Origin of the sequence: Polaribacter sp. L3A8 (assembly GCF_009796785.1) — a bacterium.
Taxonomy (GTDB): Bacteria; Bacteroidota; Bacteroidia; order Flavobacteriales; family Flavobacteriaceae; genus Polaribacter.
This window is the reverse complement of sequence record NZ_CP047026.1, coordinates 3,740,092-3,755,969: the sequence shown is the minus strand read 5'-3', so window position 1 is coordinate 3,755,969 and position 15,878 is coordinate 3,740,092. Positions and strand designations below refer to the sequence as shown.

General features: G+C 30.6%; 16 protein-coding genes and 1 tRNA gene. 8 read left to right on the top strand and 9 right to left on the bottom strand.

Annotated elements, in window-relative coordinates; translation table 11 throughout:
• Positions 1-18: 18 nt before the first annotated feature.
• The 4 genes from GQR92_RS15560 to pdxA form a co-directional block, all read right to left on the bottom strand.
• On the bottom strand, positions 19-1,014 hold the full coding sequence (locus GQR92_RS15560; RefSeq protein WP_158841120.1) for a beta-ketoacyl-ACP synthase III: 996 nt from the start codon (positions 1,012-1,014) through the stop codon (positions 19-21).
• A gap of 153 nt (positions 1,015-1,167) precedes the next feature.
• Entirely contained in the window at positions 1,168-1,365 is a 198-nt protein-coding gene (gene rpmF, locus GQR92_RS15555) for a 50S ribosomal protein L32 (protein ID WP_158841118.1), read from the bottom strand.
• 1 nt (position 1,366) lies between these two features.
• Positions 1,367-1,903 carry a YceD family protein gene (locus tag GQR92_RS15550; protein ID WP_158841116.1) on the bottom strand — a complete coding sequence of 179 codons (537 nt, stop codon included), beginning with the start codon at positions 1,901-1,903 and terminating at the stop codon, positions 1,367-1,369.
• 71 nt (positions 1,904-1,974) lie between these two features.
• Positions 1,975-3,009, bottom strand: a complete 1,035-nt coding sequence (gene pdxA / locus GQR92_RS15545) for a 4-hydroxythreonine-4-phosphate dehydrogenase PdxA (protein ID WP_158841114.1) — start codon at positions 3,007-3,009, stop codon at positions 1,975-1,977.
• A 59-nt stretch (positions 3,010-3,068) separates the two neighbouring features.
• On the opposite strand from pdxA, the gene GQR92_RS15540 reads away from it, so the two are divergent.
• Positions 3,069-3,653 (top strand): riboflavin synthase, encoded by a 585-nt coding sequence (locus tag GQR92_RS15540; RefSeq protein WP_158841112.1) that lies wholly within the window; start codon positions 3,069-3,071, stop codon positions 3,651-3,653.
• On the opposite strand, the gene GQR92_RS15535 is transcribed toward GQR92_RS15540, so the two are convergent.
• A complete protein-coding gene (locus GQR92_RS15535) occupies positions 3,643-3,822 on the bottom strand; it encodes a PID-CTERM protein-sorting domain-containing protein (protein ID WP_158841110.1) in 180 nt (59 codons plus the stop codon). The two genes, GQR92_RS15540 and GQR92_RS15535, sit on opposite strands and share 11 nt — an antisense overlap.
• A gap of 704 nt (positions 3,823-4,526) precedes the next feature.
• On the opposite strand from GQR92_RS15535, the gene GQR92_RS15530 reads away from it, so the two are divergent.
• Positions 4,527-4,877, top strand: coding sequence for an ISAon1 family transposase N-terminal region protein (locus GQR92_RS15530; protein WP_158841108.1), 351 nt, complete (start codon positions 4,527-4,529; stop codon positions 4,875-4,877).
• A 95-nt stretch (positions 4,878-4,972) separates the two neighbouring features.
• The gene (locus GQR92_RS15525) at positions 4,973-5,776 is read left to right on the top strand and encodes an ISAon1 family transposase (protein WP_233269889.1); all 804 of its coding nucleotides are present in this window, start codon (positions 4,973-4,975) and stop codon (positions 5,774-5,776) included.
• Between the two features lie 244 nt (positions 5,777-6,020).
• Here GQR92_RS15525 and GQR92_RS15520 read toward each other — a convergent pair.
• Positions 6,021-6,094: transfer RNA gene (locus GQR92_RS15520), tRNA-Ile, on the bottom strand.
• A 66-nt stretch (positions 6,095-6,160) separates the two neighbouring features.
• The gene (locus GQR92_RS15515; protein ID WP_158841106.1) at positions 6,161-7,132 is read right to left on the bottom strand and encodes a polyprenyl synthetase family protein; all 972 of its coding nucleotides are present in this window, start codon (positions 7,130-7,132) and stop codon (positions 6,161-6,163) included.
• A gap of 127 nt (positions 7,133-7,259) precedes the next feature.
• Between GQR92_RS15515 and GQR92_RS15510 the strand changes: the two genes are divergently transcribed.
• The 5 genes from GQR92_RS15510 to GQR92_RS15490 all read left to right on the top strand — a co-directional run bounded on the left by GQR92_RS15510 (position 7,260) and on the right by GQR92_RS15490 (position 14,486).
• Entirely contained in the window at positions 7,260-7,859 is a 600-nt protein-coding gene (locus tag GQR92_RS15510) for a TetR/AcrR family transcriptional regulator (protein ID WP_158841104.1), read from the top strand.
• Positions 7,860-7,866: 7 nt separating this feature from the next.
• Positions 7,867-9,210, top strand: a complete 1,344-nt coding sequence (locus GQR92_RS15505) for a TolC family protein (RefSeq protein ID WP_158841102.1) — start codon at positions 7,867-7,869, stop codon at positions 9,208-9,210.
• A gap of 10 nt (positions 9,211-9,220) precedes the next feature.
• Positions 9,221-10,393, top strand: coding sequence for an efflux RND transporter periplasmic adaptor subunit (locus GQR92_RS15500; RefSeq protein WP_158841100.1), 1,173 nt, complete (start codon positions 9,221-9,223; stop codon positions 10,391-10,393).
• Positions 10,394-10,404: 11 nt separating this feature from the next.
• A complete protein-coding gene (locus GQR92_RS15495) occupies positions 10,405-13,938 on the top strand; it encodes an efflux RND transporter permease subunit (protein ID WP_158841098.1) in 3,534 nt (1,177 codons plus the stop codon).
• A 74-nt stretch (positions 13,939-14,012) separates the two neighbouring features.
• Positions 14,013-14,486 carry a regulatory protein RecX gene (locus GQR92_RS15490; protein ID WP_158841096.1) on the top strand — a complete coding sequence of 158 codons (474 nt, stop codon included), beginning with the start codon at positions 14,013-14,015 and terminating at the stop codon, positions 14,484-14,486.
• Positions 14,487-14,658: 172 nt separating this feature from the next.
• Here the strand turns inward: GQR92_RS15490 and GQR92_RS15485 are convergent, their stop codons facing one another.
• On the bottom strand, positions 14,659-15,096 hold the full coding sequence (locus GQR92_RS15485) for a nuclear transport factor 2 family protein (RefSeq protein ID WP_233269887.1): 438 nt from the start codon (positions 15,094-15,096) through the stop codon (positions 14,659-14,661).
• Between the two features lie 85 nt (positions 15,097-15,181).
• Complete coding sequence (locus tag GQR92_RS15480; RefSeq protein ID WP_158841093.1) at positions 15,182-15,826, bottom strand: hypothetical protein; 645 nt, start codon at positions 15,824-15,826, stop codon at positions 15,182-15,184.
• Between the last annotated feature and the right edge of the window lie 52 nt (positions 15,827-15,878).

Genomic DNA, 15,878 nt, shown 5'->3' with positions numbered 1-15,878 from the left:
ATTGTTTAATTGTTGTATTTATGAATTATATGCCCATTTTACGTAAGCTGCTCCCCATGTGAAACCGCCACCAAATGCCGCAAAAATTAAGTTATCTCCTTTTTTTAATTGACTTTCATAATCTGCCAATAAAAGTGGCAAGGTTGCAGAAGTAGTGTTTCCGTATTTTTGAATATTCATCATCACTTTTTCTGATGGCACTCCAACTCTTTTAGCTGTTGCTTCAATAATTCTTTTATTAGCTTGATGCGCTGCTAACCATTGAACATCTTTTTCTGTAAGATTATTTCTAGTTAACATTTTTTCTGCAACGTCTGCCATACTTGAAACGGCATATTTAAAAACAGTTTTCCCTTCTTGATATACAAAATGTTTATTTTCTGCTACCGTTTCTTTGGTTGTTGGCATTAAAGACCCACCTGCTTCAATTCTTAAAAAGTCTCTCCCTACTCCATCACTTCTTAAATACTCATCTTGCAAACCTAAGCCTTCGTAATTTGGTTCAAATAAAGCAGCTCCTGCTCCATCTCCAAAAATAATACAAGTAGCTCTATCGCTATAATCTATAATTGAAGACATTTTATCTGCTCCAATTAATAATACTTTTTTATACCTACCAGACTCTATATAAGCAGCTGCCGTAGACATACCAAATAAAAAGCTAGAACATGCCGCTTGCAAATCATAACCAAAAGCATTTGTAGCTCCAATTTCTGATGCAACATATGCTGCTGTAGATGCAATTGGTAAATCTGGAGTAGCAGTCCCTACAATTATTAAATCTATTTCTGCTGGGTTAACGTTAGATTTTTGTAATAATTCTTCAGCGGCTTTTATTGCCATATATGAAGTACCTAAACCTTCTCCTTTTAAAACCCTTCTTTCTTTGATGCCTGTTCTACTTGTAATCCATTCATCATTGGTTTCTACCATGGTTTCTAACTCTTTATTAGTCAGAACATATTCAGGAACATATTTCCCTACTGCTGTAATTGCTGCAGTGATTTTTGTCATATTTTTAGTTGTTTTCCATGTGGTTAGGAAGATCAAAAGTAGTGAAATTTATTTCACTTTTTTAAGTAATAATCATCAAAAGAGACAATTTCTACTTAAAAAACGCAAAAAAACCCTCAATTAATGAGGGTTTTTAGAAAACTTTTGATTCTTTTATGCTTCTACTGCAGACGCCGATTCTAAGACGATCTGTCCTCTATAGTATAATTTACCTTCGTGCCAGTGAGCTCTGTGGTATAAGTGAGATTCTCCTGTTGTAGGATCTGTAGCAATTTGCTGATAAGATGCCTTATAATGAGTTCTCCTTTTGTCTCTTCTAGTTTTGGATATTTTTCTCTTAGGATGTGCCATTTTATGTCTTTTTTTCTGTTATTAAATTCTTTAATTTATCCCACCTTGGGTCTGTCTCTTCAACAGTCTTTACTTCTTTTATTTCTAACTCTCTTAACTTATTTAATGCTTCAGAATCCATAGTTCCGTCTAAAACTTTTGGATGAACTCTTTTATTAGGAACCGACAATATTATTAGTTCATAAATATATTGAGCTACACTAAACTCATACGCTTCATGAGGTAATATTAAAATTTCCTCGTTTTCATCATTAAATTCTGGTCCAAAGTTTACAACTAATGGTAAAACTGCTTGAACATCTTGCTTATAAAGTTCGTTAGAAACATCACAAGGTACCTCTACATACCCATTGGCAGTAAAACTTAACTCTAATAATGTACTCTTCTTTATAAAATTTAACGATATTTTAATTGATGAACTTTCAAATTCATCAAAATTAAAAACATTAAAGAACGTATTATTAATTTCATATTCAAATAAATGAATTCCTTCTTTTAATCCTACAAACTGTATGTCGAACTCCTTTAAGTCTTTCATTTCCAAATATCAATTAAGCGTGCAAAGATATAAAAATTTATTATTTTACAATCTTTTCTGTCAAAAGTTTTTTACTTTACTAAAAGAGGTTTTTCTGAAAGCTCTTTATATTCTTTTCTTGTCTTATAAATTTGAATTCCAGTAAACAAAGCTTCCTTAAAAGAAGAAGGGTTTGCAATGTTTTTTCCAGCTATATCAAAGCCTGTACCATGATCCGGAGAAGTTCTAACCTCACTTAAGCCTGCTGTAAAATTAACGCCATTACCAAAAGACAATGCTTTAAAAGGAGCTAATCCTTGATCATGATAGGTTGCCAAAACACCATCAAACTGCTTATAAGTTTCAGAACCAAAAAATCCATCTGCTGCATAAGGCCCAAAAACCAACTTACCAGTCGCCTTAATTTCATCAACTGTAGGCTTTATAATTTCATCATCTTCTACCCCAATAACGCCTTTATCTCCACAATGAGGATTTAACGATAATACTGCTATCTTAGGCTTATTAATTCCGAAATCTTGCACTAAAGAAGTATACATCGTAGCTACTTTTTCTTTAATTAAAGCTGGAGTAATAGACTCTGCTACTTTAGAAATGGGAATATGACCTGTTATTAAACCAATCCTTAAAGCATCAGTCATTAAAATCATTAAACTTTTTCCATCAAGTTTATCTTCTAAATATTCTGTGTGTCCAGGAAAATTAAAAGTTTCCGACTGTATGGTTTCCTTATTAATAGGTGCTGTTAATAAAACATCAATCGTTTTATCTTTTAAACAAGCAACAGCTGCTTCTAATGATTTGGCAGCATACTCACCAGATTCTTTAGTAGCTTTCCCTAACTCAACAGAAACATCTTCTTTCCAAATATTTAATACATTAATCTTATTATGATTAACTTGATTTAAAGAAGTAATACCATGAACGGGAGTTTCAGACATTAGAGCTTTTTTATGATAAGAAACTACTTTTGTACTACCAAAAAGGACTGGTGTACAAAAATCTAGCATTCTTTTGTCTTGAAAAGTTTTTAGAATTACCTCTAAACCTATTCCATTTAAATCTCCTACTGAAATACCAACTATAATTTTATCAGATTTATTCATAGTAACTCTTCTATTATTCCTATTTTTGAATACTACAAAAGTAACTAAATTTTACAAATATGTTTACCGGAATTATAGAAACACTTGGCACAATAACAAACATCACTAAAGAACAAGATAATATTCATTTAACTGTAAGAAGTAATTTTACAAATGAATTAAAGATAGATCAAAGCGTTGCTCACAATGGAGTTTGCCTAACTGTTGTAGCAATACATAATGATGAATATACCGTTACAGCTATTAAAGAAACCTTAAATAAAACAAATATTGGCAATTTAGTGGAAACAGATTCTGTTAACTTAGAACGTGGAATGAAATTAGGTGACCGATTAGATGGTCATATTGTGCAAGGCCATGTAGACCAAACAGCAACTTGTATAAATATTAAAAATGACAATGGAAGTACCATTTTTACTTTTAATTACGACTCTTCCAATAAAAATATAACTATAGAAAAAGGTTCTATAACTGTTAACGGCGTAAGCTTAACGGTAGTTAATTCTAAACAAAATGAATTTAGTGTAGCTATAATACCATATACAAAAGAAAACACAACCTTTATGTCTCTTAAACAAAATGATTGTGTTAACTTAGAATTTGATGTTATTGGAAAATATGTTAGTAGACTAACTAATTCTTAAATTTCTTTTTTACACCGTATAAAACACCCGAAATAACTAAAAAAAGTAGACCACCATCTATTGGTAATCCCGGTGGCGAAGGTGGACCTAAACCCGGTGGACCTTGTGCTATACCTATACTTGTAATTGCTAGCATTATAATTAATGCAAAATATCTTTTGTTTTTCATTTTATACCCCCCCAGATTAAAATTTTATTATTACTTTTTTCTTTCATATAACAAATATAAAAAAAACTTTTAACAATAAAAGAAATAAAAAAAACTAAAGTGATCTGATTTGGTATAACCCAAACGACTACAAAAACCTCTTTTATAACTACTTAAAATAATTAACTATTTTGGATATCAAAATAGTATCTAAAAATTTATTCGGCAAATATATAGACTTTTCTTTATTAATTACATTTTTTTTCTCCTGTTTTAAAAATAATTTTATTTTTTTTTCATAATCATACTAATAATCAAAAAAAAAGAATGAGTTCTAGTGGTAAGCACTAGGGTTAGCTTATTTTAATTATTAAATTACAATTTCACCCCATACATCTTATCATTCAGTTATTTCCAATTTGGAATATGATATCTGGCTCATATTATTAGATCTAGACTAATGATAACTAAACAATTAACAAACAAACAGAGTAAACGGGAAGAAAAACAGAAAATAAGAGTGACTTATGGTTAGTTTTGAATAAGCATATTAAAAATACTACTTCGTAAATTGATACCGAATAAATTGAGGCATCAATCTAGGATCAAAAACATACGAATCTATAAGGTATCGAAAATGTAAAAAGAAAGGTAAAACGGATCAACACAAAAAGTTGTGGAGTAAATTAAAAAGCATGAACTTTACAGTCTAATAAACCTCTATTTTGGATACTTCAATTGAACTAACAAAACTATTATTACCAGAAATTCTTGTTGACTATTTTAAACTAACTAAGCACGAAGTTAAAAATGGAGAACTTCATTTCCATTTCACAGAATTAAATACGATTCCTGAAGAATTCAAAGCACTTAAATTAAATTCTAAAGGTTTCTTTCCTGAAGCTACTGTTCAAGATTTCCCAATTCGAGGTAAAAACGTTTTTCTACACGTTATTAGACGACGTTGGGTTGAGGAAAATTCTAAAAAAGTGGTTACTAGAGATTGGCAATTAGTAGCAAAAGGCACTAGAATAACTAGTGAATTTGCTGCTTTTTTAAAAGATATCAGTCAGTAATAACGCCACTAGCACTAGTACTGTAGCTAATTTCTACGGGTAAATCCCAGAAGTTTACAAAGACAGTATAAGGATTATTTAAGTGATTTTAAAGCTTGGGATCAACAGAAGCACGCAACAGACTGGTTATTGTTTGCAAAGAATTTAGGACTCACTTATCACTTGATGAAACTGCCTTTTCTAACGGTGATTTATATACCATAATAACAAATAAATTAGCTAAAGGAAAGAAAGGAGCAATAGTAGCCATGATCAAAGGAACTAAAGCTGAAGTTGTCATAAAAATACTTCATAAAATTCCTTTAAAACATAGGAAGAAAGTCAGGGAAGTAACCTTGGATATGGCAGGAAATATGGGGCTTATAGTCAAGAAATCCTTTCCAAACGCTGCCTTAGTAATAGATCGTTTTCATGTGCAAAAATTAGCATTAGATGCACTGCAAGAAATAAGAATTAAACATCGGTGGGAAGCGATTGATGTTGAGAATGATGCCATTGAAAACGCCAGAAGTAAATCTTTAAAATACACCCAAAAACTATTACCAAATGGAGATACACTCAAACAACTATTAGCTAGAAGCAGATATCTATTATATAAATCAAGTAGTAAATGGACTAAAAATCAATCTATAAGAGCAGAAATATTGTTTGAAAAATATCCTGATATAGAGAAAGCATACAAGTTATGTCAAAATCTATCTTGGATATTCAATAACACTACAGACAAAACATCAGCACTTATAAGACTTGCTAAATGGGATGAAAAAGTAAGACAGGCACACTTTAAAAGCTTCAACACTATAGCTAGAACGATGTCGATACATTATAAAAACATCTTAAACTATTTTGATAATCGAAGTACGAATGCATCAGCAGAATCATTCAATGCTAAAATTTAAAGCCTTTAGAGTACAGTTTAGAGGCGTCAGAAATGTGGATTTTTTCTTATATAGACTTACTACTATTTTTGCGTAATTCTTAAATCCCACAACTTTTTGACTTGATCTCCGATTTTTTCTTATATAGACTTACTACTATTTTTGCGTAATTCTTAAATCCCACAACTTTTTGACTTGATCCGGTAAAACATTAAATAAATGTGTTTTAAACAAAAAAAAAGCACTCTATAAGAGTGCTTTTAAGTGGTCCCACTTGGGCTCGAACCAAGGACCCTCTGATTATGAGTCAGATGCTCTAACCAGCTGAGCTATGGGACCGAATAATTTGGCTGCAAATGTAACACTTATTTTGAATAATTTATATATTTTTTTTAAAAAAATTAATTAAACAGATCTATTCATCAGCCAAAGTCCAAAATTTCTTAGCCCCTGCTTGTTTTCTTTAGATATATTCATTGAAAATAATGTCTCAAACGCTTTTTCTGTATAATCTTTAATTTGTTCTTTTATTAAAACAGGGATATTGTTTTGTTCAAAAATTTGAGTTACCTCATTAATTTTTATCCAATTATCTTCAATTTTTTGGTTATAAAAAAAATATAATTTTCTTTTATCATCCTCAGACGCAACTTCCAAAGCTTTTAAATACATGTAAGTTTTCTTATTTTCTATAATGTCACCTCCGATTTGCTTCCCAAAAGTCTTAGGATCCCCAAAAGTATCTAAATAGTCATCTTGCAATTGAAATGCAATCCCTAAGTTTAAACCAAATTCATAAATTAAGTTTGCATTTTCATCACTCGTTTCTGCTACAATAGCACCCATTTTTAATGCCGCTGCTACTAAAACCGATGTTTTTAAACGAATCATATTGATATATTCATCAATAGTTACATCATTTCTGGTTTCAAAATCGACATCTAATTGTTGTCCGTCACAAACTTCTAATGCTGTTTTACTAAATAATTTTGCCAATTTCTGAAAAACGATAGGCTCATAATTTTCAAAATATTGATATGCTAAAATCAACATTGCATCCCCCGAAAGAATACCTGTGTTAAGATCCCATTTTTCGTGCACTGTTTCTTTACCCCTTCTTAAAGGAGCATCATCCATAATATCATCGTGAATCAAAGTGAAATTATGAAAAACCTCAACAGCTAAAGCAGCTGGCATTGCTTTTTCATATGATTCAGAAAAAATATCTGCTGCCATTAATGTTAAAATAGGACGCATTCTTTTACCTCCTAATTTAATAATGTAATCTATGGGTTCATATAAATTTTTAGGTTCATTAACCCACTTTTTAGATTCTAAATAATTAATAAAATCTTTCTGATAATGTAGAATGTCCAAATCTGTAATTTTTTGTAAAAATAACGTAAAGAAATTTTACTTTATAATTCCAATGTTAAAAAATAATTAAAACTTTGGAAACTAAATTGGTTTCTAAAGTTTCCGTTCGTACATTTGCGCTCGAATTATGAGAGAAAAAATATTAGAAAAATCAAACGAACTCTTCTTAAACCTAGGCTTTAAGAGTGTCACTATGGATGAAATTGCGAGTTCTTTAGGAGTTTCAAAGAAGACTATTTATAAGTACTTTAAGAATAAAACCGAACTTGTAGACGCTGTAGCCTTACACATGTTTAATACTATTTGTTGTGGTATTGATGGTATTTGTGCATTAGACCTAAACCCTATTAACGAACTTTTTTCTATAAAAAGGTTAATATTAGAAAATTTAAAGGACGAAAAATCTTCACCACAATATCAACTTCAAAAATATTATCCTAAAATATATGCCACTTTAAGACAAAAACAGTTTCATGTTATGCAAAACTGTGTAATAAGTAACTTAAAAAAAGGGATTGAAAATAAGTTATATAGAGAATCTATAGATTTAGAGTTTATCTCCAGAATTTACTTTAACGGAATGATAGGTATAAAAGATAAAGATTTATTTCCATTAACAAAATATTCTATGAACACATTAATGAACTACTATTTAGAATATCATTTACGAGGAATTTGCACCGAAAAAGGAATACAACAAGTAGAAAACCAATTAAAACTGAAATAATAACCATATGAAAAAATTAATTCTAGCCTGTATAAGCACCTGCTTTTTCTTGATAACAAATGCGCAAGAAAAAACAATGCACTTATCGCTAAATGAAGCCATAACCTTTGCAATTGAAAGTAGCTACAATACAAAAGCATCTAAAAATGACATTACAGCTGCAACCGAAAAAGTTTGGGAAACAACCGCAACTGGTTTACCTCAAATTAACGGAGCTATCGATTATACCAATTGGTTAAAACAACAAGTTTCCTTGTTGCCTGCAGAATTAGTTGGTGGAACGCCAGGAACTTTTGAACCCGTAACTTTCAGTCCAAAACAAAACACAAGTGCTACAGTAACCTTAAAACAGTTATTATTTGATGGTTCTTACTTGGTAGGCCTACAAGCATCTAAAACCTATTTAAAAATTTCTAAACAAGCAAATGAAAAAACAGAGTTCTTAACTAGAGAGGCTGTTATTAATGCTTATGGAAATGTACTAGTGGCAGAAAGTAGTATTGAAATTTTTAATGGAAATATTGAAATTTTAGAAAAAAACCTACACGATGCTAAAAAAATCTACGAAAATGGATTTAATGAAGAGGAAGATGTAGAGCAACTAGAAATTACCTTAGGAAATATAAAAAGTCAGTTGAATAGTGTTAAAAGAATGAAAGACATTGCATACAAAATGCTAAACCTTTCTTTAGGAAGCCCTATTGAAACAAAACTTGTATTAACAGACTCTTTAGACTCTTTAGCTGAGAAAAACATTAACTTAGGCTTAATTGCTGATGAATTTAATGTAAATGATCATATAGACTTTAAAATTGCAGAAAACAACAGAGAGTCTAAAAGATTACTTGTAAAATTAGAAAAAAGCAAAGCGCTACCAAGTTTATCTGCTTACGTAAACTATGGAGCACAAGCATATTCAAGTGATTTTTCTTTCTTTAGAAAAGAACAGAATTGGTTTAACTCTTCTTTATTAGGGGTTAGTTTAAACATTCCTATTTTTAGTAGTTTACAAAGAAGTTCTAAAACTGCACAAGCAAAAATTGCTTTAGAAACAGCAGATATAAGATTACAAGAAACCAAACAACGTTTAAGTTTATTAGCAGAAACAGCAAAAAGTGATTATCAGCTAACTATAGAAAATTATGCAACCGCAAAGAAAAATGTTGGTTTAGCAGAAAGAATAGAAAAAAAACAACGCATTAAATTCTTTGAAGGAATTTCTTCTAGTTTCGATTTACTACAGGCACAAAACCAATTATATACGCAACAACAAAACTACATTCAATCTATGTTAGATGTTATTGCTAAAAAAGCAACATTAGAAAACGCATTAAACCTACCAATTAAATAATAACCAAACGATGAGAAAAATATATTCATTATTAGTAATTACACTTGTTTTAATTTCTTGTGGAGAAGAAAAAACAACTTCTGTGGCAGATATAGTTGCTACAGGAAATTTAAAGGAGTTAACAGCTAAAAAGAAAGAAATTACAGCAAATTTAGAAGCTATAAATGTAGATTTAGAAGCTATAAACGCAGCTATTTCTAAAAAAGACACCATCAAAAAACTTCCTTTAATTACCACCATCACAGTAAAAGAAGAAGTTTTTAATCACTATTTAGAAATTCAGGGAAATGTAAAAACAAAACAAAACATTTTAATTTACCCAGAAATGTCAGGTATTTTAAAAAGAGTATATGTTAAAGAAGGACAAAAGGTTAGTAAAGGACAATTATTAGCAACTATAGATGATGGTGGTTTAAGCAGCCAAGTAGCACAATTAGAAGGTACTACCCAATTAGCTAAAACAACTTTTGAACGTCAAAAACGTTTATGGGAGCAAAAAATAGGTTCAGAAATTGAGTTTTTACAAACAAAAACAAGTTATCAATCTCAAGTTAACTCTTTAAAACAACTAAAAAGTCAACAAACAAAAGCATCTATAAGAGCACCTTTTTCTGGTGTTATAGATGATGTTATGAAGGAAGCAGGAACCGTTATTGCTCCTGGTCAAGGATCTGAAGTTTTTAGAATTGTAAATCTTAACAACATGTATGTAGAGGCAGAAGTGCCTGAAAGATATATTACAAGTGTTCAAAAAAACAAAGAGGTAAAAATAGAATTTCCGGTACTTGGCACAAGTTTAAATAGCAGTATTAGACAAGTTGGTAGTTTTATCAACCCTAATAATAGATCTTTTAAAATTGAAGTACCTGTTACAAATAAAAATGGCAATGTAAAACCAAATTTAACCGCAAAACTTCAAATTAACGATTATACTGACGCTAACGCTGTTTTAATTCCGCAAAGTATTATATCTGAAAATGCAAACGGAGAACAATTTGTATATGTCATAAAAGGTAAAAACTCAGACAACGAAGCAATTGCAGAAAGAGTTGTTATTAAAACAGGTAAAACACAAGGAAATTTTATTGAAGTTTTAGAAAACTTAACCGTTGGCACAGAAATTATTAAAGAAGGGGCACGTAGTGTAAACAACGGACAAACAGTAAAAGTTATCAATAAATAAAAATATTAAGGATGACAAAACAAAAAAAACAAGTCGATAAAGAGTTTAAATTATCCTCTTGGGCAATTCATAATAAAACAACCATTTATGTAATAATGGCTGTATTATTTTTCTATGGTATTTCTGCTTATTTAAGCATGGCTAGAGAAAACTTCCCAGAGGTAAAAGAAACCAAAATATACATTAGCACTATTTACCCTGGTAATACAGCAGAAGATATAGAAAAACTAATTACAGATCCTATAGAAGATAAAGTAAAAACAGTGAGTAATGTGGTAGAAGTTACCTCTACATCTCAAGAAGATTACTCTATGGTTGTTGTTGAGTTTGATGAAAACATATCTGTAGAACTTGCTAAACAGAAAATTAAAGACGAGCTATCTACAGAAACATCAAGTGAAGATTGGCCTACATTTAATGGCGCTAAAATTGAACCTAATGTTTTTAATTTAAGTATGTCTGAAGAGGTACCTATCTTAAATATTAACATTTCTGGTGATTACCCTGTCTACAAGCTAAAAGAATTTGGAGAATATTTACAAGATGAAATTGAAGATTTAGCAGAAATTAAGAAAGCTGATATTCGTGGAGCCCAAGAAAAAGAAGTAGAAGTTGCTGTAGACATTTATAAAATGATGGCTGCAAAAGTGAGTTTTAACGATATTACCTCTGCAATTAGCAACGGAAACGTAACCATGTCTGCAGGTAACTTTATTACAAGCGGACAAAGAAGAACGGTTAGAATTATTGGAGAAATTGATAAACCTGCTGCTTTAGAAGACTTTGTAATTAAGTCTGAATTTAACAATCCTATTTACTTAAAAGATGTAGCTACTGTTGCCTTTAAAGACAAAGACAAAACAACCTTTGCTAGAGAAAAAGGAAAACCTGTTGTAATGCTAGACGTTAAAAAAAGAGCTGGAGAAAACATGGTTGCGGCATCAGAACAAATACAAGGAATTGTAAACGAAGCAATTGCAAATCATTTTCCTAAAGACTTAACCGTTAAAATTGTTAACGATCAATCTTCTAAAACTATTGGTCAAGTAGACGATTTAGTTAACAATATTATTTTTGGTGTTATTTTAGTAGTAGTTGTTTTAATGTTTTTCTTAGGGTTTAAAAACGCTGTCTTTGTTGGTTTTGCAATACCAATGTCTATGTTTATGTCTTTAATGATCTTAAATTTATTAGGCTACACCATGAATACCATGATTCTTTTCGGATTAATTATGGGACTTGGAATGTTGGTTGATAACGGAATTGTAGTTGTAGAAAACGTATATCGATTAATGGATGAAGAAGGAATGAACAGGATTGAAGCTGCTAAAAAAGGAATTAGCGAAATTGCTTTTCCTATTATCATTTCTACTGCAACTACTGTTGCCGCGTTTATTCCTTTAGGCTTGTGGCCTGGAGTTATGGGAGATTTTATGGTTTTATTACCAATCACATTATCTACCGTTTTAGGCTCTTCTTTATTAGTTGCCATTTTCTTTAACTCGGTATTGGTTTCTCAGTTTATGAGTGTAGAAGATGCAGATATGCCAATTAAAAAAATTGTAATGATTACAAGTGTAATGACTGTAATAGGTGTTCTTATTTTACTATTAGGTGGTACTTATAGTGCTTTAGGTACACTAATAATTTTTACAGCAATTATGTTATGGGCTTACCGATTATTCTTAAGAGGTTGGGCAAATAGTTTTCAAAATAAAGTGTTACCTAAATTAGAGGCTTGGTACGAAATTAGACTGAGAAAAGCTTTATCTGGTAAAAGACCTTACGCTTTGGTTATTCTTACTTTTGTTTTACTAATTGCATCATTTATGGCTTTTGGTTGGTCTTTAGATACACAAAGAACCAAAGTAGAATTTTTTCCAGACAACAAGCCAAACCAAATAATTGTTTACATAGAATATCCCGAAGGTACAGATATTCAAAAAACAAATTCGATTACTAAATTGATTGAAAAAAATGTAGCCGACGTTTTATATAGTGATGAATATATGGACGGTGACTATAATTTTATGGTAGAAAGTTTAGTTTCTCAAGTAGGTGAAGGAGCAGGAAACCCACAAACCGATGGTGGTTCTGCTGCAGAAATGCCTCACAAAGGAAAAGTAACCGCCTCTATGAGAGAATACAAATATAGAAGAGGCCTAGATAGTGAATTAATGCGTCAGAAAGTACAAACTGCTTTGGTTGGTATTTATCCTGGAGTTTTAATTTCTGTTGAAAAAGATGCAAACGGACCACCAGTTGGTTCTCCTATTAATATTGAAATTGAAGGAGATGATTATGCAGAATTAATTCATACAGCTCAAAGAATGCGAGATTTTATCAACACAAAAAGCATTTCTGGTATTGATGAATTAAAGATTGATGTAAACAGAGACAAACCAGGAATGGAAGTTTTGGTAGACAGGAAAAAAGCTGGCGAATTAGGCGTTTCTACAGGTCAAGTAGGATCACAATTAAGAGCTTCTATTTTTGGAAACAAAGCAGGTGTCTACAAAGAAGATGGAGATGATTTTGACATCTATGTTCGTTTTAATAAAGAAGACAGGTACAATACAAGTGCCCTTTTTAACCAAAACATTATATTTAGAGACATGGCTTCTGGTAAAATAAAAGAGATTCCGGTTTCTACTGTGGCAACACAAAAAAACAACTCTGGTTTTAGTGCCATTAAACACAAAGATGTAAGAAGAGTTGTTACCGTTTATTCTGCTTTAGCTCCAGGAGAAACAGATGCTGGTGCTGTTGTTGGTAAAATTAGAGAAGAAATGAAAAACTTTAAAAATTTACCAAAAGGAATTAAAATTGATTATACAGGTCAGTTAGAAGAGCAAAACAAACAAATGTTATTCTTAGTTGGTGCATTTTTTACTGGATTGGCGTTAATTTTCTTTATTTTAATTTTCCAATTTAACTCGGTTTCTAAACCCGGAATTATAATGATTGCCATTTTCTTAAGCTTTATTGGAGTTTTTGGAGGAATTGTTATTTCTGGTAGTTCTTTTGTGATTATGATGACCATGATGGGTATTATATCGTTAGCAGGAATTGTTGTAAACAACGGAGTTGTACTGTTAGATTACGCTCAGTTATTAATAGATAGAAAGAAAGGTGAATTAGATTTAGAAGAGGATGATTTTTTAGATAAAGAAACATTATTCGAAACTATTGTAAGAGCTGGTAGAGCACGTTTAAGACCGGTATTATTAACAGCAATTACTACTATTTTAGGTTTAATTCCTTTAGCAATTGGTTTAAACATAGACTTCTTTAGCTTATTTACAGAGTTTAACCCTCATATATATTTTGGAGGAGATAACGTAGTTTTCTGGGGACCTTTAGCATGGACAGTTATTTATGGTTTATTAATAGCAACCTTCTTAACCTTAATTGTTGTACCTATTCTATTTTATCTAATTACATTATTTAAAATGTGGTTAAAAAGCAAAACATCTCCTAAAAAGATGATTACTGAAGAAGTTTTTAATACAGATCAAAGAATAGATAAGAAAAATCAAATCTAAATTTTAAGCATATATTTTTATAATAAAAGAGATGAGATTCATATAATTTCATCTCTTTTTGTATTTTAGACCTAATGATAAAAAAGAAGTCTTTTACTGTTGATGAAATAAAACGAAAGTTAGAAAACTACTGCGTTTACCAAGATAGAAGCCACAAAGAAGTGGAGCAAAAAATGTATGAATACAATTTAATCCCAGAAGCCAGAGAAATGATTCTTTTAAGTTTAATGAAAGACAACTTTTTAAATGAAGAACGTTTTGCTAAAAGTTATGCTCGTGGAAAATTTAGAATTAAATCTTGGGGAAAACAACGTATTGTTAGAGAGTTAAAGTTTAGAGACATTTCTGCATACAACATTAAAACAGCTTTAAAAGAAATTGATGAAAATGAATATTTAGAAACAATTTACAGAATTACAGAAAACAGAAACAATGTAATTTCTGAACCTAATATTTACAAAAGAAAGAAAAAGCTCATCGATTTTTTAATGAGAAAAGGCTTTGAAAATGAGTTGATTTTTAAAGTGGTTGCAGAAGTAGTTTCTTAATTTTCTATTGGTGTAAAATAATTACTAAAAGCTAGCAAACTAGTTTAGCCCTGATAGAACGGCGTGTTTGAGCTCTTTTTTAGGTTATTTCGAGTAAATTTTGAAGAATGAAAAATTTACTCGAAATAACCTAAAAAAAGCGAGTAGCGAAAGCAGGAAATAGCTTCTAATACTAGTTATGAAACCTAGTTAAAAAAATAGAATCACTTTTTTTCTTTGCTTTAATCACCGCCTGAACATTATTATTAGGTATTTCTACAGATAAAACATAGTGTTTAATTTTCCAAATATTCTGCTTTTTCTCTAAAACACCAGAACCTCTGCAAGTTCCCATCCAAGTATCTAACAATTCATCAAACCATACAAAATTTCTTTGCTCACTTACGTAAACATTTCTTTCTAGAGGTTTAAAAGACCAAGCTTTACCTTTGTTAAAAAAAGGTTTACTAAAACTTGCAAATTCCGTTTTATTCCAATTTTCTGTAGCATCTGTCCCTATAAAAACAGAAACGCTATCCATTGCACCAAAATAACCTTTGTAATCTGCTTCTGAAGCGGCTTTGTGCCAATTATCTAACAAAGTGTTTACTTCTACCTTTATAGTTGACACACTTTTAATTGTTGTAACTTTTTTTGCAGGACTACATCCAAAAAAAGAAAAGATTAACATACAAAAGAAAAAAAATATTCTCATTTTATTCTCTTGTTATTGGTTTCATTTCTCGATGTATCTCTTTATTTCGATCACTCTTTTCTAAGGAATCTTCTTTCCTTTTTATATTGATAGATTTTTTAGAAATACTATCTATTTTTGTAGAATCTATTCCAATATAATCGATTTCGATATCTATGGCATCTTCAAAAGATTTTTTAGCCAGTATGCTATTTATTTTTGAATTTACAGACGAAAAAGCTGTTATTGTTTTATCTACTTGCAAATTAACTTCTTCTGATGTAATGGCAGGTATAAAGGTTAAATCTGCCAAACGAAGTACTTCATTATGTAGTACATTTACTCTTGTTTGGAAAGGCTTATTATCAAAAAGCGTTGGTTTTACGCTATCTTTTAAACTTACAACCAAATCTCTTAGTTCTAAAGCATTACTTAAAGCCTCGTTAGGAGATACTTTTTCGAATTTTTGTATAAATGCTTTTACCGATTTTAACTCTTGCCAATTTTCTACTTCTTTTTCATAAGTAGGTTTTACATTTACCAAAGCAACATGTTGTTTAGCAATACTTAATTTAGGTTTTTCTTTATCTGTTTTAAGAGTTTCTGTCTTCTTATTTCCACAAGAAAATAAAACTACAAACAGCAATAAGTACATTAATTGTTTCACGACCATATATAATAAGTGGTAAAAATACACATTTTAAGAGCATCTAGCATGT

Excerpts from the sequence above, each read along its gene's own strand:
- GQR92_RS15560 (WP_158841120.1), bottom strand. The coding sequence starts at position 1,014 with ATGACAAAAATCACTGCAGCAATTACAGCAGTAGGGAAATATGTTCCT.
- rpmF (WP_158841118.1), bottom strand. The coding sequence starts at position 1,365 with ATGGCACATCCTAAGAGAAAAATATCCAAAACTAGAAGAGACAAAAGG.
- GQR92_RS15550 (WP_158841116.1), bottom strand. The coding sequence starts at position 1,903 with ATGAAAGACTTAAAGGAGTTCGACATACAGTTTGTAGGATTAAAAGAA.
- pdxA (WP_158841114.1), bottom strand. The coding sequence starts at position 3,009 with ATGAATAAATCTGATAAAATTATAGTTGGTATTTCAGTAGGAGATTTA.
- GQR92_RS15540 (WP_158841112.1), top strand. The coding sequence starts at position 3,069 with ATGTTTACCGGAATTATAGAAACACTTGGCACAATAACAAACATCACT.
- GQR92_RS15535 (WP_158841110.1), bottom strand. The coding sequence starts at position 3,822 with ATGAAAAACAAAAGATATTTTGCATTAATTATAATGCTAGCAATTACA.
- GQR92_RS15510 (WP_158841104.1), top strand. The coding sequence starts at position 7,260 with ATGAGAGAAAAAATATTAGAAAAATCAAACGAACTCTTCTTAAACCTA.
- GQR92_RS15505 (WP_158841102.1), top strand. The coding sequence starts at position 7,867 with ATGAAAAAATTAATTCTAGCCTGTATAAGCACCTGCTTTTTCTTGATA.
- GQR92_RS15500 (WP_158841100.1), top strand. The coding sequence starts at position 9,221 with ATGAGAAAAATATATTCATTATTAGTAATTACACTTGTTTTAATTTCT.
- GQR92_RS15495 (WP_158841098.1), top strand. The coding sequence starts at position 10,405 with ATGACAAAACAAAAAAAACAAGTCGATAAAGAGTTTAAATTATCCTCT.
- GQR92_RS15490 (WP_158841096.1), top strand. The coding sequence starts at position 14,013 with ATGATAAAAAAGAAGTCTTTTACTGTTGATGAAATAAAACGAAAGTTA.